This is a genomic window from Rhodococcus sp. PAE-6 (genome assembly GCF_025290685.1).
GTDB classification, from domain to species: domain Bacteria; phylum Actinomycetota; class Actinomycetes; order Mycobacteriales; family Mycobacteriaceae; genus Rhodococcus; species Rhodococcus pyridinivorans.
This window is the reverse complement of sequence record NZ_JAOCLZ010000015.1, coordinates 18752-39091: the sequence shown is the minus strand read 5'-3', so window position 1 is coordinate 39091 and position 20340 is coordinate 18752. Positions and strand designations below refer to the sequence as shown.

Sequence of the window (20340 nt, the reverse complement as noted above, 5' to 3'; positions counted from 1 at the left end):
TCCGCTGCAGTGGAATTGGTTCCTTCGGGTGTGGAGCAACCAGTCAGAGCGAGGGGTACGACCGCCGCGAAGGCGGCAGTGGTGAGCACATTTCTCAGTGGGCGCATGTGGGGGCCTTCCGTGGGAACGGGTCATGGATGTGATGAGACGCAGACCACATCACGGCGCTGTGTGGTGTCAACGAACGGGAGCGTCGCGCCAACCCGCCGTAGCCGGCCTCCGCAGCCCTGACCTGCTCCTTCGCGGAACCCATTCAATTCTCCGGCACCGCCCGTCGGCAACTGGTCCTTGTTCGGCGCTGGTCGGGCCGCATTCAATCGGAAGAACCCGAAAGTCCCGGAATTGGAAAGGTGGAACCCCTATGCGTGACGTCGTCATCGTCGAAGCCGTGCGGAGCCCCATCGGTCGCCGCAGGAAGGGCCTCGCCGATGTGCATCCCGTGGAACTCGCGGGTCAGGTCCTGCGCGGTCTGATCGACCGGTCGGGCCTCGACCCCCTCCTGGTGGACGACGTGATCATGGGTTGTGTGTCCCAGGCAGGGGAACAGGCGGGGAACATCGCACGGATGGCTGCGCTCTCCGCAGGGTGGCCGGAATCCGTTCCCGGCGTCACCGTCGACCGACAGTGCGGATCATCGCAGCAGGCAGTACATTTCGCCGCAGCGTCGATCCTGTCAGGTATGCAGGACATCGTGGTGGCCGCGGGAGTCGAGTCGATGACCAGGGTCCCGATGGGCACCGCCCGGATGGGGGTGGAGTCGGCACTTGGGCCCAGCCTGGAACAGCGATACGGGATCACCCGTTTCAATCAGGGCACCGGCGCCGACCGGATCGCCGAAGAGTGGCAGCTGTCGCGACGGCAACTCGACGAACTGTCCGCCGTGTCCCACCACCGTGCGGCCGAGGCGCAACGCACAGGAACGTTCGCCGACGAGATCCTTCCCGTCACCACCCCCAACGGCAACGTGGTGGCGGCCGACGAGGGCATCCGACCCGAGACGACCGCCGAGACCCTCGCCGCGCTCGAGCCCGCATTCGGCGGGTTGCACACTGCCGGCTCCGCGTCCCAGGTCTCGGACGGGGCCGCGGCCCTGCTCCTGATGACGTCGGAGCGCGCCGCCGAACTCGGCCTGACCCCGATGGCGCGCCTGCACTCATTCAGTGTCGTTGGCTCCGACCCACTCACGATGCTGACCGGCCCGATCCCGGCGACGGCGGCCGTGCTCGCCAAAGCGGGTCTCGGGATCGACGACATCGACACCTTCGAGGTGAACGAAGCGTTTGCGTCGGTCCTCGGAGCCTGGCTGACGGAAACAGGCGCCGACCCAGCACGCACGAATCCGCAGGGCGGCGCCATTGCTCTCGGGCACCCGCTCGGTGCGTCCGGCGCCCGGCTCATGACCACGATGGTCCATCGCATGAAGCGGGAGGGCAGTCGCTGGGGCCTGCAAGCCATGTGCGAGGGCGGCGGCATGGCGAACGCGACGGTCGTGGAGGCTCTCGCATGAGCACACCCAGTGTGCTGGTCGCCCGCGACGGTGCGGTCACGACACTGACCCTCAATCGCCCCGACCGCAAGAACGCGCTCGACCGATCCGCGTGGATCGCGCTGCGCGAGGCCGTCGAGGATGTGGCTGACGACGGGACCACGCGAGCGATGGTGGTGCAGGGCGCCGCGGACACCTTCTGCTCCGGCGCCGATGTCACCGCGGGTGGGGGTCCGGCGGCGCACCCGTCCGCCCGGATGCGGTTGATCACCAGTGCCGTCGTCGCGCTGCACGAGATCCCGGTGCCGACGATCGCCAAGGTCGACGGCGACGCGGTGGGCGCGGGCTGGAACCTTGCTCTCGCTTGCGATCTCGTCGTCGCCACGACCCGTTCGCGATTCTCCCAGATCTTCGCCCGGCGCGGCCTGTCGGTCGACTGCGGCGGATCGTGGTTGCTGCCACGGATGGTCGGGGTGCACCGCGCGAAGGAACTCCTGTTCCTGCCGGACCTACTCGACGCGACGGCGGTCCATCAGCTGGGGCTGGTGAACCGGCTGGTGGACGCGGCCGATCTCGAATCCACGGTTGCCGAGCTGGCGGCACGGATCGCAGCCGGACCACCAGTCGCGCTCGCGCAGAACAAGGCGTTGGTCAACGCTGCGTTCAACGGCACGTTCGCCGAGGCCGTCGCGCGCGAGAACGACGCCCAACTCATCAATTTCGCGACCGACGCACCGGTCGGTCGCGCCGCTGCGGTGGCCCGCGAGACACCGCGATTCGAAGGACGGTGGCAACTGTGACCACACCCGGACCGATACGCACACCCTTCACGGAGCTGTTCGGGATCGACGTACCGCTCGTGCAGGGCGGGATGCAGTGGGTCGGACGGGCGGAGATGACCGCCGCCGTCGCCAACGCTGGAGCTCTCGGCTTCCTCACTGCGCTCACCCAGCCGTCTCCGGCCGCGCTCGCAGCGGAAATCGAGCGGACCCGAGGGCTGACCGATCGCGCCTTCGGCGTCAACCTGACGATCCTGCCCACGATCAATCCGCCCCCGTACGACGAGTACTGCCGGGTGATCGTGGACAGCGGGGTCAGGATCGTCGAGACAGCAGGCAATCTGCCCGCTCATATCGTCGAGATGCTGAGCCCGCACGGCGTCAAGATCATTCACAAGTGCACGAGCGTCCGGCACGCGATGAAGGCCGAGTCCCTCGGCGTTGCCGCGATCAGCATCGACGGCTTCGAGTGCGCGGGCCATCCCGGTGAGGACGACATCGGAGGACTCGTGCTGATACCGCGCACCGTCGAAAGCGTGTCGATTCCCGTCATCGCCTCGGGTGGCATCGCCGACGCCCGAGGGCTCGTCGCGGCCCTCGCGCTCGGCGCCGATGGGGTGAACATGGGGACACGCTTCATGTGCACCCAGGAGTCGCCGATCCACCCGGACATCAAGGACGCCATCGTCAACGCCGATGAGCGGGCAACGGAACTCATCTTCCGTCAGCTGAACAACACGGCGCGCGTTGCCAGCAATGACGTCAGCCGGGAGGTGGTCCGGCGCCTGAACGACGGTGCAGTGTTCGAAGACATTCGCGAACTCGTCGCAGGGGCCAGGGGGCGCCGGGTGTACGAGAACGGCGATCCCGACCTGGGTATCTGGACCGTCGGCACGTCGCAAGGCCTGATTCACGACGTCCCCACAGTGGCGGAACTCGTCGAGCGCATTGTCCTCGAAGCCACCGATCTCATCGCGAACCGGCTCGCTCCGCTGGTTCCCGTTCCGAACGGACAGTTCGCATGACCGACGAAGTACTGATCGAACGCACCGACGGTGTACTACTCATCACCCTCAACCGACCGGACGCGCGCAATGCCATGACGCTCGCGATGGCCGAGCGCATCGGGGCGGCCGTCGACGACCTAGAGTCGGACGACACCTTGTCGGCGGCGGTCATCGCTGGAACGGGGACCGCGTTCTGTGCGGGAATGGACCTCAAGGGCTTCCTCCGCGGTGAGAAGCCGTCGATTCCCGGTCGCGGGTTCGGCGGGATTGCACAGCGGCCGCCGACGAAGCCGCTGATCGCAGCGGTCGAGGGATGGGCGCTGGCGGGAGGATTTGAACTCGTGCTGGCATGCGACCTGGTGGTCGCCTCTGAAACCGCCCGATTCGGGCTTCCCGAGACGAAACGTGGCCTGGTCGCGGCGGCAGGTGGGCTCTTCCGCCTTCGCGAGCGCATCCCGGCCAACATCGCGCTCGAGCTCATTCTGACCGGTGAGCCCATCGACGCGGGGCGCCTACATCACTACGGCCTGGTCAATCACGTGACCCCCGGCGGGCAGGCGCTGGATCGAGCACTCGAGCTGGCAGCCACCATCGCCGCGAACGGGCCCCTCGCCGTCGCGGCGAGCAAGCGAGTATTCGTGGAGTCCGTCGACTGGGATTTGGAGGACAGGTTCGCCCGGCAGGCGCCGATCACCGCGCCGATCGCGACGAGCAACGACGCGCGTGAGGGTGCCGCGGCGTTCGCCGAGAAGCGGCGCCCGGTGTGGACCCGGTCATGAGCCCGGCGCCGCTGACCGGCATTCGCGTGGTAGAGCTCGGCGGTGTCGGCCCGACACCGTTCTGCGCGATGATGCTGGCGGACCACGGTGCAGAGGTGACCCGTCTCGTTCGACCCGGCGCCGTGCCGCGCCCGGCCGTCCTGGACCGCGGAAAGCGGATCGTCGAGATCGATCTCAAGGATCCGAGCTGCCGCCAGGAGGTTTTGGCGCTCGTCGCAGACGCGGACGCCGTGATCGAAGGATTCCGTCCCGGCGTCGCGGAACGGCTCGGCCTCGGACCAGACGACGTGGCCGGCGTGAGGCCCGGGATCGTCTACGGCCGTATGACCGGGTGGGGGCAGAGCGGCCCACTTGCCGACAGTGCCGGGCACGACATCAACTACATCGCGGTCAGTGGCGTACTCGGTTCGATTCGCCGGGAGCCGGACCGACCGGTGGTTCCCCTCAACGTGGTGGGTGACTTCGGAGGCGGTGCGATGATGCTCGCGTTCGGTCTGGTCAGTGCGCTCCTGAGAGCCAAAGACACCGGTGTCGGTGCCATCGTCGATGCGGCGATGGTGGACGGGTCCGCTGCCCTCATGGCCATGACGTGGGGATTTGCCGCGGAGGGTCGGTGGTCGGAGCCCGCAGGCCGGAACCTGCTCGATGGGGGCGCACCCTTCTATGACACCTACACTTGCGCCGATGGTCGTCATGTCGCAGTAGGGGCCATCGAACCGCAGTTCTATCGCGAGCTCCTGGACGGTCTCGACCTGACGGACCAGGTGGACCCCCGAGACCAGCACGACCGCGATGCCTGGCCGCAGCATCGCCGACTCTTCGAGTCCCGGTTCGCAACTCGCGACCGGGACGGATGGGTCGAGCACTTCGCTGGGCGCGACGCGTGCGTGTCGCCAGTTCTGGCCATGCATGAGGCCCCGCATCATCCTCACAACCGTGAACGCGCTGTCTTCTCCACGGACGCCAACGGATTCGCGTTGCCGGAACCCGCGCCACGGATTACCGCACTCGGCTCCTCTCGCCGGGACTGACAATCAAGGAGACGCCATGACCACATCGATCTACCAGCCTGAACACGAGGCGTTCCGCGGGTCCGTGCGGACCTTCCTCGAACGCGAGGTGGTGCCGCACTTCAACGAATGGGAGAAGTCCGGCAAGGTGCCGCACGACTTCTACACGAAAGTCGGCGATCTCGGCCTGTTCGGACTGCGAGTGCCGGAGGAGTACGGGGGCGGCGGATTGGAGAACAGCTTCCTGTATCAGTCGGTGTGGACCGAGGAATGCAGCCGCGCGGGTGTGGCTCTCGGGGGAGTGGGGACCCATGCGAACCTCGTCATTCCCTACATCCTCGCCAACGGTTCCCCAGAGCAGAAGAAGCGCTGGTTGCCGGACATGGTCGACGGACGTCGCATGGGCGCCATCGCGATGACGGAACCGGCGACGGGTTCCGATCTGGCCGGCATGCGGACGAGCGCCCGAAAGGACGGCGGCGACTGGGTACTGAACGGGCAGAAGACGTTCATCACCGGTGGCATCAACGCCGATCTGGTGATCGTCGCGGCACGCACGAGCACGCACGAGGAGCGCCGTAAGGGGCTCTCCCTGTTCGTGGTCGAGTCGCACTTCGACGGATTCAGCCGAGGTCGCAACCTCGAGAAGATGGGTCAGAAGGCCACTGACACCGCCGAGTTGTTCTTCGAGGACGTGCGGGTCCCCATGGGCAACCTCCTCGGAGAGGAGGGGGCGGCGTTCAGCTATCTCGCCCACAACCTGGTCGGTGAACGCTTGGGTATCGCCCTCGGAGCCCAGGTTTCCGCGGAGACCGCGCTGCGCATCACAATCGACTATGTCAAGGAACGCAAGGTCTTCGGCCAGCCGGTCGCCGGCTTCCAGAACACGAAGTTCGAACTTGCCTCCTGCCGAACCGAGATCGCCGCAGGTCGAGCACTGATCGACCAGTACATGCTCGCGCACGAGGCCGGCGAGCTGACCGCCTCCGAGGCGTCCATGGCGAAGGTGTACTGCACGGAGTTGCAGTCGCGTGTCATCGATCGGTGTCTGCAACTGCACGGAGGGTACGGGTTCATGAGTGAGTACCGGATCAGCCGGATGTACACTGACTCTCGAATCTCTCGCATCTATGGCGGCACCAACGAGGTGCAGCGGGGCATCATCGCCAAGTCGATCGGGCTGTGATCTCCCCGGCTCCGCCCGACCAGGATCGGAGGGGCAATGGAGCTGCAGCAGCTACGCTTCTTCGTGGTGGTCAGCGAGCAAGGAAGCATCAGCGCCGCCGCCTCCGTGCTGCAGGCCTCCCCGGCCACCATTTCGGAGGCACTGCAGACGCTTGAGCGCAAGCTCGGGACACCGTTGTTCTACCGGCTCGGCACCGGGATGGCCCTGACCTCGGCCGGGTACGCGATGCTTGGAACCGCGCGGCGCCTGACACGACTTGCCGCAGCAACCCCCGAGGCCATCCGACAGGACGGCGGCGCTGCCGCGGCTCGGCTCACCGTCTGTCTGATCGACAACTCGGCCTCGGGGGCGGGGCCACGGTGCATCGCCAGTTTTCTTCGACAGAGTTCACGGGCATCGGTGGTCACGACCCGCGCGGCGAACGCGACGGACGCGGCCGATCTCGTCAAGAGTGGGATGGCCGACGTCGCGATCGTCGTTGTCGGGCGGACGGCCGCCCAGGCGAACGATCTCTCCTCGCTCGTTCTGGACACCGAAACCGTTCTCGCCGTTCACCCTCCCGGCACCGTGGTTCCGGCGGAGGGATTGACCCTGGAAGATCTCTCCGAACGCCCGCTGGTTCTGTCCAGTTCGTCTTCCGACATCTATCCGGCATTGGCGGAGCACTTCAGCCTGCTCGGTTCACCGCGGCGGGTTCCCCTACGCGCCTCCCGCCGGGAGGACCGCTTGAGTTTGGTCGCCGCCGGGCTGGGGTCGAGCTTCATCACCGACCGGGACCGGGCCCGTGCGGAGCACATCGGCGCCGTGGTGTGCCCGTTGAACCCTGTCCTCGAACGTGACGTCCACCTGCTGTGGGCCGAGGATCGGGAATCAGGCGTCACTCAGGACTTCGTCGAGGTCTGCAGGGCGGAAGCGGAGACCAATCTCGCCGCGCGGACGAAGGCTTGAGCTGCGGGTGTCAGCGGTCCAGTGCGATGGACCAGTCCGACGTCGCGGAGCAGGGGCGGAGAGAGCGACCGACGTGGTGTCCCCGGGAGCACGATGTCGGCGGCTGCGTCTGAGACGAAGGTCGCAACTGCTCCGTACGACACTACGTCCCAAAGGGTTTCGCGCTCGGCTGCGGTCAGGAGCACTCGCTCGGCCACCGCGACGATGTGCCGCGCGGAACGCGACTGTCCCGCGCTCGCGCGGTCGAGCAGCGCAAACGGCAGCAGCCGGGTCTGCGCCTTGGTCAAGGGTTCCGCCCCGTCGCCGATAACCGACTCGGCGCCGACCACGACAATCTCCTCGCTGCCGAGCAGGTGGGTGACCAGCGACTCCTCATGCATCGGCAGCTCGACGAAACCGAGCTCGGCCGCACCGTTGCGAACGAGCGTCGCCGCTCCCTCCGGGGACCGGCCGTCGAGCACGACAACCTGTATCTGAGGATGGCGCGCGAGCATTGCCCGTGCGATGGCCGGGAGCGGAAACACCCCGAAGGTGCTCGACGTCGCCACCGTGACCCGCCCGGTCCGCAGCTGAACGACCTCTTCGACCTGGGCGCGGGCCAGATCGACCTGTTCGATGATCTCGCGGGCTTGCACTTCCAGTTCGCGGCCCTCCGGCGTCAGTTGTAGCTGCCGCCCGACCCGGGTGAACAAGGTGACGTCGAGGCGCTTTGCGAGAGTCCGCATAGCCTGCGACAGCGACGGCTGCGACATGTAGAGGGCCTGCGCCGCAGCGGTGACGTTCCCGTGATCGATTACCGCAACAAAGTACCGAAGCAGCCGTAGATCCATGGCATCAGCCTACAAGGATCGTGACGGAATCCATACTCGCTCACAGCCTTTACCCAGCCATAGGCACTTCCGACCGACGATTTCGACGTTTGGACTTTGTGTGACGTGCTCCACTTCGGCTTGGCTTCAGGGCAACGCCAAACAACGCGGAGGACTGTCATGATTTGCACAGGTAGTCGACAACGGGACGCCTGGTCTGCCCGCAGACTTCCCGCCGTCGAGCAGATCGCTCCCGACGTGTGGGCTGTTCCGGTGCCCGCCGGCAGCCTCCCGATCCGATACACACTCTGCTACCTGATTGCGGATGACGACGGTTGCGTCCTTATCGACCCCGGCCTGAACACCGACGAGGCGTGGACCACGCTCGTGCGCGGAGCCGCCGAGTGCGGATTCGACCTCGCTGACGTGACCCGTGTCCTGATCACACACATGCACCCGGATCATTTCGGCCTCACACCGCGACTGCTCGAGCACGCGCCGCAGTCGAGGGTGTGGCTCCATATCGCGGACGCGGACACCGTGCGGCCCGACCGGTCTGCGTTCAACGAGGCACGAACGGCCGTATGGCGGAGTCTCATGGCGACGACAGGGTGCCCGGACCCTGTCCGCATCGGCGAGCGCGCGCTCCGATCGCCGCGGCTGGCACCAGACCTGCTGCACCGCGTGGACTTTGTGGCCGACGGTGATCGAATCGAGGTCGCGGACCGCACCCTCACGGCGTGGTGGACCCCCGGTCACACCCCAGGCCACCTCTGCTTCGCGGACGAGCGTGCCCGCGTGCTGTTCAGCGGTGACCACCTGCTGCCGACGATCTCGCCGAACATCAGCCAGCTGTACCACCTCGAGGACGACGTGCTGGCGCTCTACCTCTCGTCGCTCGACCGCGTCGCGCTGTGCGATGAGTGGGAAGTGTTGCCCGCCCATCAATTCCGATTCCGAGGGGCGCGGGAGCGGGTGCGGGACTTGCAGGAACACCACACCGACCGGCTCGACGAGATCGCGACGGTGTTGCGAGTGCGCGGACCGATCTCCTGCTACGACGTGGCACTCGCGCTGAGCTGGCACCGGCCGATCGGTGAGCAGGACTTCCGCGCGACCAACCTCGCGGTGAAAGAGACCCTGGCGCACCTTGTACATCTGCGAAGGCAAGGACGCGCAGTACTCGACGCCGGCGAACGCTGGCGCCCGAACTCAACGAAAGAGAGTGGAGCAAATGACCGTAGCTTCGTGTGAAGGCCGGGTGGTCATCGTCACCGGCGCAGGGCAGGGACTCGGTGCCGCGTATGCGGAACGGCTCGCCGCCGCGGGCGCGAAGGTGGTGGTCAACGACCTCGGTGTGACTCTTGACGGTAGGCCTGACCCTGATGCGCCCGCCGCATCCGTAGTCGACCGCATCACCAGCGCGGGAGGCGAGGCGATCTTCAGTGGGCACGACATCTCGAACTGGAACCAGGCCGAGGACCTGATCCGGCTAGCGGTGGACACCTGGGGACGGTTAGACGTCCTCGTCAACAACGCTGGGGTCCTGCGCGACCGGACCATCGCGAAAATGACGGAGGCCGAGTTCGACGCGGTGATCAACGTCCATCTGAAAGGTACGTTCAGTACGCTCCATCACGCCGCAGTGCACTGGCGGGAACGCGCCGACGCCGGCGAGAAGGTGGATGCGCGGGTCATCAACACGACATCGGTGTCGGGGCTCTTCGGCAACGTCGGGCAGGCCAACTACTCGGCAGCCAAGGCGGGTATCGCCGCGATGACGATCGTCGCCTCACTCGAACTTGCCCGCTTCGGCGTGACCGCCAACTGCATCAGCCCAGGAGCCGCGACCAGGATGGTCGCCTCGATCCCCGGCCGGGATCCGGCCACCGTGAACGACGAGATGTCACCCCGCTGGCCCGCAGCGGTGGTGGAGTGGCTCGCTTCGCCACGCAGCGCCGACGTCACCGGGCGGGTCTTCCTCTCCTCCGGGCGAAAAGTGGCCGTCGCCGAGGGCTGGTCGCACGGTCCCAGCGCCCCGCCTGCGGATGACATCGACACGCTCGACAAGACGCTCCACGAGTTGCTCGAGATCGCTCGCCCGAACGCAGACATGCGCGGGCCCAAGTGATGTTGCTCTACGACAACGTCGGGGCCGGTTCCGAACCGTGGAGTGCCGACTGGACGACGGACGACACGCTGCTCTACAACCTCGCGGTCGGCTCCGGCCCGCAGGACCTGCACCTCGTCACCGAGAACTCGCAGGGCATTGAACTGCAGGCACTCCCGACCTTCGCGGCGGTGCTGGGCGGCTCGCTGCGGCCGGTCAAACACCTTGTCGGCGAGTTCCCCTCGCACTGCATTGTTTTCGCGGGGCAGCGGGTGGAGTTGCACGCGACGCTGCCGGCAGAGGGACGGATCGACGTCACCACGAGCATCGTGTCGATGACCGATCGTAGTACGGGCGTGGTACTCGAGACGGCAGCCATGGCTCGCAATCATGCCGACGGGACGCCGCTGTTCACGTCACACTCGTCCTACTTCCTGCGGGGTCTCGGCTCGAAGCCGATGTCGAGCGGCGAACGTCCGGCCCTAGTCGAGCAGATGTGGGGCGCGAGCGTGACGGCGTCCACCCGCGACGACCAGGCGTTGCTCTACCGGCTGTGCGGTGATCGCAATCCGTTGCACAGCGATCCGACATTCGCCGCCCGTGCCGGTTTCGGCCGGCCGATCCTCCACGGGCTCTGCACCTGGGCGACCGTTGCGCGCACGGTGATCGGCAGGGTACTCGGCTCCGACGTCGGTGCGGTGGCCGAGATCGACGGACAGTTCCGCAACCCGGTGTTTCCCGGTGAGTCCATCGAGATCGACGTGGCACAGGTGGATGAGTGCGAGTTGGTCTACCGAGCACGCGTGGGCGAACGTGTCGTCGTCGACGGCGGCCGGATACGCACGACCAGGGGGGTGACTCTGTGACCACGGAGCCCATGCCGGTGCCGGAGCCGACGCCGCTCACCGCGCCGTACTGGGACGCGGCGCGACGGGGAGAACTGCACCTGCAGCGATGCGCGCGCTGCGACGAGGCGATCGGATACCCACGGCTGAACTGTCCGAGCTGCGGGGGCAGGGAACTCGGGTGGTTCCGGGCACAGGGCACGGGGCGCATCTGGAGCTACGTGGTCGTCGAACGGACCGAGCCAGCGTTCGCCGCCGCCGCGCCGTACGTTGTCGCCGTTATCGAGTTGGACGAGGGCCCGCGGTTGCTCTCCGTGATTCGAGGAGTGGAGGCCCGACACGACATGTCTCTCATGGACCGGCGGGTACGGGTGGAGTTCGAACCACGCGGGAACCAGCAGATCCCGGTCTTCACGGTTCAGGAGGAGCACGCATGACCACCGGTTGCCACATCATCGGTGCCGCGGAAACCGAACGGCTCGGCCGCATTCCGGACCAGTCCGTGCTGGAGCTGAACGTCGAGGCTGGCCTGAGGGCACTCTCCGACGCGGGCGTGGGGATCGGGGACATCGACGGTGTCGCGGGGGCCTACTCACCCCACCAGGTGGCACACGCCCTCGGCGTGCAGCCCCGATGGGTCGACACGACCAATGTCGGCGGGTGCTCATTCATGGCCCACGTCCGCCACGCCTCGGCCGCGCTGAGGGCCGGGCACGCGAACGCGGTGCTCATCACCCACGGTGAATCGAACCGATCTCGGGTCGGTGTACCCCCCCGGCCCCGCGATCCTGCCGCCCTGGTTGGGCAGTTCGAGGAACCGTACGGGGCACGCGCCCCGTACACGAAATTCACCCTGCCCGCGCTTCGCTATATGCACGACCACGGTCTGACCGAGTCCGACCTTGCGGCGGTTGTCGTCGCGCAGCGGGAGTGGTCGCACCAGAACGCGCGGGCGGGACGCCGCGACCGAGTCACGATCGACGAGGTGCTCGCGGCGCCGGTCCTGGCGTGGCCGTTCCGGGTCCCGCAGGTCTGCATGGTGACGGACGGCGGTGGAGCCCTCGTGCTGGTCCGGGCGGAGGACGTCGGTCCTGCCCAGAAGGGCAGGGCGGTCGAGGTCCTCGGCACCGGCGAGGGCACGGATTCGCTGATGGTCGCGTATATGCCGGACGCCGGCGTCTCGCGTGCGGCTCGGCAGGCCGCAGGCGACGCCTTTGCCGAGGCGGGGCTGCAGCACTCCGACATCGACCACGTGATGAACTACGACGCCTTCGCGCACTTGCCGTGGATCGGACTAGAAAGCATGGGCTTCTTCGAACCCGGCGCAGCGGCACGGTTCATCGCCGACGGCGGCACGAGCCCGGGTGGTGCGCTCCCGCTCAACACCAACGGAGGCGGCCTCGCCTACACACATACCGGCATGTACGGGATGTTCGCGTTGACGGAGTCCGTGCGCCAGATCCGGGGCGAGGCGGACGCCGACGCGGGGGTGGTTGGTACCAGCCTCGCCCTCGGGTTCGGTGGAATGTTCACCGCTGCTGCCGTCACCATTCTCGGCCGTCCCCGTTGACTGGACATATGGATATAGTGAAGGAGAAATTATGCGCAGCTTCTATTCGTACGCCGAGACCACGCCCGATCGAGCGGCGGTCGTAGACCCCGACGGCACAACCACTTCGTTCGGCGACCTCGCGGCCCGGGTGAATCAGCTGACTCACCTCATTGTCGCCCGTGACCTCGATCCCGGCGCGTCGGTCTGCGTGCTGCTGCCCAACGGCGCGGCTCTGTTGGCGGTACAGCGCGCTGTTCTTCAGCAGCCGTTGTACCTGACGACGATCAACTGGCACTTCGCCGCCCCGGAAGTGGCTCACATCCTCCAGGACAGCGATGCGCGGATCGTATTCACCACTGCGGAGTACGCCAGACTCGTCCGGGAGGCGTGCCTGCTGGCCGGCCTCCCGACCGATCGCATCGTCGAGCTCGACCGGACCGGAGGCAACGCAGAAGTCGAGGCGCACCCGCTGACCCGACCGGAGTCTTCCGCTGGCGGAAGCAGGATGCTCTACACCTCAGGAACCACCGGCAAGCCGAAGGGGGTTCGTCGCCCGCTGCCTGCAGGCGGGCCGGACGCGGTCGCCGCGGCGGCCGTCGAGCGGGCCGAGAAGTATGACGTGAACCACGAGGGTGGGGTGTATCTCTCGGTCGCTCCCATGTATCACGCCGCCCCGCTGTCGTACGCCGACCAGGCACTGGAGGTCGGCCACACGGTCGTCATCCTGCCTCGCTGGTCTGCTGTGACCGCGCTCGACGCCATCGAGCAGTACCAGGTGACCTGGGCATACCTCGTCCCACTCATGATGCAGGACATGTTGGAGGTCAGGGATTCCCACCGAGTCGACGTATCCAGTCTCCGGACCGTCATCCACACGGCGGCGCCGTGCCCGCCGTCGGTGAAGCGGGCGATGATCGATTGGCTCGGTCCCGTCCTCAACGAGGTGTACGGAGGCACCGAGGGGTCGGCCACGCTCATCACCTCCAAGGAGTGGCTGGCCCGACCAGGATCCGTCGGACGTGCGCGGGCCGGGGTCCGGATCACCATCCGGGGGGAGAACGGTGAAGGGTTGCCACCCGGCGAGATCGGGGCGATCTACTTCGAGAACGCCAAGACGCCGTTCGAATATCACAACGCGCCCGAGAAGACGAAATCGTCACGCATCGCGAACGAGATCACGCTGGGCGACATCGGATATCTCGACGACGACGGGTACCTCTACCTCTGCGACCGCACCGCAGACACCATCATCTCGGGTGGTGTGAACGTCTATCCCGCCGAGATCGAACACGCATTGGTCGAGTTGCCCACCATCCGGGAGGCCTGCGTGGTGGGCCGGCCCGATCCGCGATGGGGCGAGTCGGTCCACGCCGTTGTCGTGACCGCGGAGCCAGTCGAGGATCACGACTCGCTGCGCGCGGAGGTGGAGACGGCACTGCGGACGAAGATCGCGGGCTACAAGGTTCCCCGCACGTTCGAGTTCGTCGACGAGCTCCCGCATTCGGAGGTGGGCAAGCTGCTCCGCCGGGTGGTGCGTGAGCGGGTCGTCGCGGAGTCCGGTTTCGCGAACGGCGGCGCACTGGCGAGCGCGCTTGGTGTCGACGGTTCGAACTGAGAAGTGCTGAAGCACAGTCGGTTCCGACTTTGGCGGGTGTTGAGAGTGGACCCACTCTCGACACCCGCCAATGTCATGTGCATTGTTCATGTGCATCGTAATGTCAGGTCCATCGACTGCCCGCGGGCATGCGTAAACTCCCGCCGGCGTTCTGCCGACGGGAGCACGTTCGGGGCGGTGTCGCGGGTGCGCGGCTAGGAGTCCCGGGCGATCAACGCCTGCAGGTTCGTGTAGGCGTCCAGGGCGTACGTGCCGCCCGTCCGTCCGATACCGCTGTGCTTGTTGCCGCCGAAGGGTGCCAGTGGATGCCGGGCCGTGGTGTTGATGCCGACCTGTGCGGCGTCGAGTCGGGATGCGACGGCTTCGGCAGCCTCGAGATCGGCGCTGAAGACGTAGTCGTACAGTGCGAATTCGAGGCTGTTGGCGATCTCGACGGCCTCCTTGTCGCTGCGGACGGTGCTGAGCGCCATGATTGGTCCGAATGCCTCGATGCGCATGACGTCGTCGTGCGCATCGGCTCCGGCCACAAGCGTCGGCGCGGTCCAGAATCCCTTGTCGGGGAGATCAGTGAACTGATGCACCCGCCGTCCCGCGGCCGCGGCGGACCCGACGAGCCGCTCGATGTGGTCACGCTGTGTCGCGGAGATGACTGGCCCAACCGACGTGTTCGGGTCGCGCAGGTCTCCGCTCCGCAGCGTGGTGAGCACGGTCGCCAGTCGATCCTCCAGACGGTCCGCCACCGACTCGTGGGCCAGGATCCGTGACGGCGTCAGACACACCTGGCCGGACTGCAGAGTCCAGGTCCGGGTGACGTTGGCGACTACCTGGTCTAGGTCGGCGTCTGCCCGCACGATGACGGCGCCCTTGCCCCCGAGCTCCAGCAGAAGGCGTTTGACCTGAGGCGCAGCGTTGGCGAAGATCGCGCGACCGACATGGGTGCTGCCCGTGAAACTGATCGCGCCCACCCGGGGATCGGCGACCAGTGCCTCGCCCGTGGCCGGAGTCGATCCGGTGAGCGTTCCGACGACACCGGGGTCCAGGCCCAGCTCGCCGGCGGCCAGGGTGGCGATACGACCCAGCTCCATCACCAGCAGCGGGTCCTGGGGCGCGGGCTTCATGACCACCGCGTTCCCGGAGAACAGTGCGGCGCTCACCTTCGCAGACATCGCGAGGAGCGGGAAGTTGTACGGGCTGATACAGCCGACGATCCCGACCGGGCGACGGTACAGGCGGGCAGAAACACCTGCGGCGTCGGCCGGCGCTGCGGGCGTGAGGGCCTCAGCCGGGGTGCGCGCCCACTGGCGGAACCGCGCCACCGCGCCGTCGACGTGCAGCGTGCGGGCAACGTCGATGCGAGCGCCGGTGTCGCGAATCGCCAACTCCGTCAGCGACTCCCGATCGGTCTCGAGGTGGTCGGCGATCCTATCCAGAAACTTGCGCCGAACGTCGAGGTCGGTGGCCGCAAAGCTGCGGCGCGCACGATCCGCGGCATCGATCGCTCGTTCGGTGTCTGCAAGGCTGCATTCGGGTACGGAGGCGATCTCCGCACCCGTCGCGGGGTCGTAGACACCGTAGGTCGCGGTAGATGTGATCGCGTCGCCGTCGATCCAGGTCGTGTACATCAACTCATCCTTCGTCTCGGACGGTGCTTCGTCAGTGGCCACGGAAGTCGAGATACCCGCGGGCAAGCTCGCCCCTGCCGAGTGCCGTGATCAGGTCGTTCACATTTTGTGGGGGAACGAGAGCGGAGACGACAGGTGACAGGTCGAGTTCTCCCCGCTCGATCGAGGCGGCCAGCTGGGGGATGAAGTGCTGCGGCGACACCGAGCCCATCCGGCATCCGTGGAGCGACTTGTCGTTGAAAAAGTCGCGGATCTCGAGACCCACATCGGTGCCGTGAGCGGGCAGGCCCACGATGACGCATCTGCCGCCCCAGCCGAGTGAGTGGAAGGCCTCCCGCAGCACCGGTGCCGCCCCCGTGCACTCGAGCACGACGTCAAATCCCTCCGCGGGTGCGATCGACGCGATGGCGCCGGCCGTCGTGGGTGTGTGGAACTCGTCCGCTCCGCAGCGGAAGGCCAGTTCACGTTTGCTCTCGTGCACGTCGTATGCGGTGATGTGGCGCGCCCCGTAGTGCCGAGCGGCGATGATCGAGTTCAGGCCCACGCCCCCGACACCCGTGACGAGGACGCTGTCACCTTCGCCGATGCGCGCCTGCTGCTTGGCCGCGCCGAACGCGGTGACCGTGGCGCACCCGAGCATCGCGCCGACGAGCGCGTCGAGGGACTCGGGCAACTCGATGAGTTGCGACACCCCGACCACCGTGCGGGACGCGAATGCCCCGAGTCTGACGAACTGGTGCACGGGGCGGCCATGCCTTGTGAACGGCGACGGTGCGGGTGCGGCACTCGCCCGGCACCAGTGTTCGCGTCCGCTGGAACAGAACTCGCACGTTCCGCATGACGGGAGGACGGTGAGCGTCACGCGTTTGCCCAGCCAGGCTGGGTTTACGCCCTCCCCGAGACCAGCGACGCGACCGATGGCTTCATGGCCCAGCACGACCGGCGTCAGTTGCGGGATGTCGCCCGCCACCGGCTTGAGATCGCTGTGACACAAGCCAGCGATGTCGATGTCTACGGAGACCCGACCGGGGCCAGGTTCGCCCACCTCTAGATCCTCCACGTACTGGACCTCATCGCCGGTCCACAGTATGCCCTTCACGGCTCACCAGATTTCACTCAAAGACATTTGCTTTCCTTCATTGGAAGTTAGCACATCACACTATTCGTACTATGTGGTTGACATCACAAACTAACCACCCATAGCATTCAGCTGGATCTAATCAGATTCCACTGAATGAAAGGTATGTGATGTACGTGCCGAATCGTCGAGCCGCAGCGCTCGCCGCCGCCTCCGCCTTGTTTGCAGCTGGTCTCGCTGCGTGCAGCAGTCCGACAACGTCGGCGAACGGTGGTGGCTCCGCTGGCGCCGCGTGCCCGGATGCGTCGACCACCGGCGAGATCGTCATCTCGGCCGGATCCAACCTAGGGGTGTTCTCGTCGGTACTCCTCGCCGAGGCGACCGGGGCGTTCGACAAGGCCGGGCTCAACGTGACGCTCGAGAAGATTCCATCCGCCGAAGCGATCCCGCTCGTGGCACAGGGGCGAATTGACGCCCAGATGACAAGCTACTCCGCCGCGCACTTCAACGCCGTGGACAGCGGTGTCGACGTGCAGTGGATGATGCCGTTCGATACACAGCAGGAGTACGAACCCGGCACGCCGCTGCCGGGCTACTGGGCGCACGTGGACTACGTCGGCACCGGACCGGAACCGGATCTCAAGGGCCTTGCCGGGCAGAGCGTCGGATCCCCGACATCCGGAACTGGGATCGGCGGTCTGATCCTCGACAACGCGCTCGCCAGCGTCGATCTGGACATCGGCGATGTCACGCTGAAGCAGCTGGTCGGTGCTGACGCGCTGGTCGCGCTGGAGAACAAGGCCGTCGCCGCCACCTGGATTGCGTCTCCGCTCGAGGTGGAGGCCGCCAAGAACAACAACCTGCGCCCCATTGCGAGCTACGCACCCGGCGTCACCGGAACGTCGCTCATCGCCGGCCCGAAGTTCCTGGATCGACCGGAGACGGTCGTGAAGTTTCTCCAGGTGGTGAGCCGCACCATCGAGGAAAACCTGCAGGGTGACTACCGTCAGGATCCTGAGGTGCGTGCCCAACTCGCAGCCCTGCTCGAGACGGACGAGTCGGTCGTCGAGCAGTCCCCGCTCCTCTACTTCGATCCGACACTGTCGATGGACGGAGTCGACGAGTTCCTCACCGAGTTGCAGGACTTCTCGCTCGAGAATGGTGGACTCGAGTACGGCGAGCCTCAGGACGTGACGACCCTCTTCGACCCGAGCTTCGTCGAAGCTGCGAACACCTGCTCACGCGACTGGATGACCGGGTCGAGCTGACGAACTGCTCCGCAGGGCACGGCGGTCCGCACCCCAGAAGGAGCGTGCGGGCCGCCTGGCATAGGTATCCCCGAGGGGGTGCGTCGGATTTCCAATCCGTGAAAGCCGTTGACTGCCAGGCTGTTTGAAAACAATGCTCGTGTCGTGATCTCGTCACGAGGAAGGAAGGACCCCATGGTGCGCGACTTGAACCACGTACAGGCGGCGGTGGCACGTCGATGAACCGACTCGAGGAGGTCGTCATCGTCGATGCGGTGCGCTCGCCGATGGCGAAGGGCAAGCCTGGCGGCGAGCTGTCCTCACTGCATCCCACAGAACTACTCGGGCAGGTGCTGTGCGAGCTGATTCGCCGCAGCGATCTCGACCCTGCGCTGGTCGACGACGTGTTGACCGGATGTGTCACCCAGGCGGGTGAGCAGGGTGGCACGGTCGGGCGGGTGGCGTGGCTGGCCGCGGGCCTTCCGCTGCACGTTCCCTCCGCGACGATCGAGCGCAAGTGCGGCTCGGGTCAGCAAGCTGTCGTCTTTGCCGCGCAGGCAATTGCGTCCGGCCAGGCGGACATCGTCATCGCCTCGGGCGTCGAGTCCATGAGTCGCGTGCCGATGGGCGCGGCGAAGCTCGGACAGGACGGCTACGGCCCGGCGATGCGCGCGCGGTTCCCGCACCTGACGAGCCAGGGTGTGGCGGCGGACCGGGTCGCCGCCGCTTTCGGGCTCGGGCGCGAGGACCTCGATGCCTACTCGGCGGAATCGCACCGGCGCGCCCAGTCCACGGTGGACGGTGGCGGATTCGACAACGAGATCGTCCCCGTCACCGTGGCCGACGGTGCGAGGGTGAACACCGACTCGACGATCCGCCCGACCACCTCGGTCGAAGGCCTGGCGAAGCTCGCGCCTGCCTTCGCGGGGGGCGAGGTGGCGACCACCTTCCCCGACCTTCAGGGGGTCACCACGGCGGGCAGTTCCTCCCAGGTCACTGACGGCGCAGCGGCAGTGCTGCTGATGTCGGCTTCGCGAGCGAACTCCCTCGGGCTGGCCCCGCGGGCTCGGCTGGCGTCGAGCACCGCATGTGGTGACGATCCCGAGATGATGCTCACCGCGCCGATCCCAGCCACCCGCAAGGTGCTCGCCCGGGCCAACCTCACCCTCGACGACATTGACATTTTCGAAGTCAACGAGGCATTCGCATCGGTGCCGATGGCATGGATGACAGCCCTCGGCGTCGACCATGGTCGGGTCAATCCGCGCGGCGGGGCCATCTCGCTCGGACATCCACTCGGAGCGTCCGGCGTCCGACTCCTCACGACTTTGATCAACGCACTCGACCAGTCTGGCGCACGCTACGGACTACAGACGATGTGCGAGGCGGGCGGAATGGCCAACGCCTACATCGTCGAGTCACTCACTCACTAAGGAAGTCAAACATGAAGCTGGACAATGCATCCGTCGTCGTCACCGGCGGGGCCTCTGGTCTCGGCCGCGCCAGCGCCGAGCGCCTCGCCGCGCGGGGCGCCGAGGTGGTCATCGTCGACCTGCCGACGAGCGCGGGCAGCGACGTTGCCGAGGCTATCGGTCCGAACGTCCGATTCGCGCCCGCCGACGTGTCGAACGCGGACCAGGTCGAGGCAGCGGTCGCTGCCGCGGCCGATCGTGCGCCGCTGCGTGGCGTGGTCCACTGTGCAGGTCGGGGAGGGACCGTGCGCCTGGTCGATCGGGAGGGCCAGCCGGGCTCACTGGAGACGTTCGCGGCCGTGGTGAACACCAACCTGTTCGGCACCTTCAACGTGCTCCGCTTCGCCGCGGCCGCGATGGCCGGGAACGACGAGGTGGACGGCGAACGGGGCGCGATCGTGCTGACCGCGTCGGTTGCCGCGTACGAGGGCCAGATCGGTCAGATTCCCTACGCCGCCTCGAAGGCGGGCGTCGTGGGCATGACGATCGTGGCTGCTCGGGACCTCTCCAGCAAGCTGATCCGGGTGTGCACGATCGCGCCCGGCGTCTTCGACACCCCTATTCTCGGACGAATGGGCGAAGACGCGCGGGCACGCCTCTACGGCGCCGTTCCGCATCCTCGCCGACTCGGGAACGCCGGCGAGTTCGCACAACTGGCCGAGAACATCCTGGACAACCCGATGCTGAACGGTGAGACGATCCGCCTCGACGGCGGTCTGCGCATGGGCCCGAAGTGACCGGGCGTCCGGCATAGCCCCGCGAGTCCGCACCCACCCCCGCAGTCCTGTAGGAGGA

Annotated in this window: 19 protein-coding genes; 16 read left to right on the top strand and 3 right to left on the bottom strand. The window is 66.9% G+C overall.

The features are described from left to right. Nucleotides 1-361 precede the first annotated feature (361 nt). The 7 genes from NVV99_RS22395 to NVV99_RS22365 are packed head-to-tail and all read left to right on the top strand — an operon-like array spanning nucleotide 362 to nucleotide 7195. A complete protein-coding gene (locus NVV99_RS22395) occupies nucleotides 362-1507 on the top strand; it encodes a thiolase family protein (protein ID WP_064256992.1) in 1146 nt (381 codons plus the stop codon). Further along, the gene (locus NVV99_RS22390) at nucleotides 1504-2286 is read left to right on the top strand and encodes an enoyl-CoA hydratase/isomerase family protein (RefSeq protein ID WP_064256991.1); all 783 of its coding nucleotides are present in this window, start codon (nucleotides 1504-1506) and stop codon (nucleotides 2284-2286) included. Before NVV99_RS22395 ends, NVV99_RS22390 begins: the two co-directional genes overlap by 4 nt. Further along, nucleotides 2283-3290, top strand: coding sequence for a nitronate monooxygenase family protein (locus tag NVV99_RS22385; RefSeq protein ID WP_257606229.1), 1008 nt, complete (start codon nucleotides 2283-2285; stop codon nucleotides 3288-3290). Before NVV99_RS22390 ends, NVV99_RS22385 begins: the two co-directional genes overlap by 4 nt. Beyond that, the gene (locus NVV99_RS22380; protein ID WP_064256990.1) at nucleotides 3287-4051 is read left to right on the top strand and encodes a crotonase/enoyl-CoA hydratase family protein; all 765 of its coding nucleotides are present in this window, start codon (nucleotides 3287-3289) and stop codon (nucleotides 4049-4051) included. Before NVV99_RS22385 ends, NVV99_RS22380 begins: the two co-directional genes overlap by 4 nt. After that, the gene (locus NVV99_RS22375) at nucleotides 4048-5082 is read left to right on the top strand and encodes a CaiB/BaiF CoA-transferase family protein (RefSeq protein ID WP_156665292.1); all 1035 of its coding nucleotides are present in this window, start codon (nucleotides 4048-4050) and stop codon (nucleotides 5080-5082) included. The genes NVV99_RS22380 and NVV99_RS22375 overlap by 4 nt, the downstream gene beginning before the upstream one ends. Nucleotides 5083-5098: 16 nt before the next feature. Beyond that, nucleotides 5099-6247: an acyl-CoA dehydrogenase family protein gene (locus NVV99_RS22370; RefSeq protein ID WP_064256988.1), complete on the top strand. Its 1149-nt coding sequence runs from the start codon at nucleotides 5099-5101 to the stop codon at nucleotides 6245-6247. Between the two features lie 36 nt (nucleotides 6248-6283). Beyond that, nucleotides 6284-7195 (top strand): LysR family transcriptional regulator, encoded by a 912-nt coding sequence (locus NVV99_RS22365; RefSeq protein WP_064256987.1) that lies wholly within the window; start codon nucleotides 6284-6286, stop codon nucleotides 7193-7195. Here NVV99_RS22365 and NVV99_RS22360 read toward each other — a convergent pair. Then, nucleotides 7129-8025 carry a LysR family transcriptional regulator gene (locus NVV99_RS22360; protein ID WP_064256986.1) on the bottom strand — a complete coding sequence of 299 codons (897 nt, stop codon included), beginning with the start codon at nucleotides 8023-8025 and terminating at the stop codon, nucleotides 7129-7131. The two genes, NVV99_RS22365 and NVV99_RS22360, sit on opposite strands and share 67 nt — an antisense overlap. 159 nt (nucleotides 8026-8184) lie before the next feature. On the opposite strand from NVV99_RS22360, the gene NVV99_RS22355 reads away from it, so the two are divergent. The 6 genes from NVV99_RS22355 to NVV99_RS22330 are packed head-to-tail and all read left to right on the top strand — an operon-like array spanning nucleotide 8185 to nucleotide 14126. After that, entirely contained in the window at nucleotides 8185-9258 is a 1074-nt protein-coding gene (locus NVV99_RS22355) for an MBL fold metallo-hydrolase (RefSeq protein ID WP_064256985.1), read from the top strand. Nucleotides 9259-9265: 7 nt separating this feature from the next. Further along, a complete protein-coding gene (locus NVV99_RS22350) occupies nucleotides 9266-10135 on the top strand; it encodes an SDR family NAD(P)-dependent oxidoreductase (protein WP_211270129.1) in 870 nt (289 codons plus the stop codon). Continuing rightward, a complete protein-coding gene (locus NVV99_RS22345; RefSeq protein ID WP_064257017.1) occupies nucleotides 10135-10980 on the top strand; it encodes a MaoC/PaaZ C-terminal domain-containing protein in 846 nt (281 codons plus the stop codon). Before NVV99_RS22350 ends, NVV99_RS22345 begins: the two co-directional genes overlap by 1 nt. After that, nucleotides 10977-11396 (top strand): Zn-ribbon domain-containing OB-fold protein, encoded by a 420-nt coding sequence (locus NVV99_RS22340; RefSeq protein ID WP_082899724.1) that lies wholly within the window; start codon nucleotides 10977-10979, stop codon nucleotides 11394-11396. The genes NVV99_RS22345 and NVV99_RS22340 overlap by 4 nt, the downstream gene beginning before the upstream one ends. Continuing rightward, complete coding sequence (locus tag NVV99_RS22335) at nucleotides 11393-12529, top strand: hypothetical protein (protein WP_064256983.1); 1137 nt, start codon at nucleotides 11393-11395, stop codon at nucleotides 12527-12529. The genes NVV99_RS22340 and NVV99_RS22335 overlap by 4 nt, the downstream gene beginning before the upstream one ends. A 31-nt stretch (nucleotides 12530-12560) precedes the next feature. Then, complete coding sequence (locus NVV99_RS22330) at nucleotides 12561-14126, top strand: AMP-binding protein (RefSeq protein WP_064256982.1); 1566 nt, start codon at nucleotides 12561-12563, stop codon at nucleotides 14124-14126. A 194-nt stretch (nucleotides 14127-14320) separates the two neighbouring features. Here the strand turns inward: NVV99_RS22330 and NVV99_RS22325 are convergent, their stop codons facing one another. Then, the gene (locus NVV99_RS22325) at nucleotides 14321-15748 is read right to left on the bottom strand and encodes an aldehyde dehydrogenase (protein ID WP_064257015.1); all 1428 of its coding nucleotides are present in this window, start codon (nucleotides 15746-15748) and stop codon (nucleotides 14321-14323) included. 31 nt (nucleotides 15749-15779) lie between these two features. Next, nucleotides 15780-16793, bottom strand: coding sequence for a zinc-binding dehydrogenase (locus NVV99_RS22320; RefSeq protein WP_169833867.1), 1014 nt, complete (start codon nucleotides 16791-16793; stop codon nucleotides 15780-15782). A 209-nt stretch (nucleotides 16794-17002) separates the two neighbouring features. Here NVV99_RS22320 and NVV99_RS22315 point away from each other — a divergent pair, with 209 nt between their 5' ends. The 3 genes from NVV99_RS22315 to NVV99_RS22305 all read left to right on the top strand — a co-directional run bounded on the left by NVV99_RS22315 (nucleotide 17003) and on the right by NVV99_RS22305 (nucleotide 20282). Further along, on the top strand, nucleotides 17003-18094 hold the full coding sequence (locus NVV99_RS22315) for an ABC transporter substrate-binding protein (RefSeq protein WP_169833866.1): 1092 nt from the start codon (nucleotides 17003-17005) through the stop codon (nucleotides 18092-18094). A gap of 218 nt (nucleotides 18095-18312) precedes the next feature. Then, nucleotides 18313-19506 (top strand): thiolase family protein, encoded by a 1194-nt coding sequence (locus NVV99_RS22310; protein WP_064256979.1) that lies wholly within the window; start codon nucleotides 18313-18315, stop codon nucleotides 19504-19506. Between the two features lie 11 nt (nucleotides 19507-19517). After that, entirely contained in the window at nucleotides 19518-20282 is a 765-nt protein-coding gene (locus NVV99_RS22305; protein WP_064256978.1) for an SDR family NAD(P)-dependent oxidoreductase, read from the top strand. Nucleotides 20283-20340: the final 58 nt, after the last annotated feature.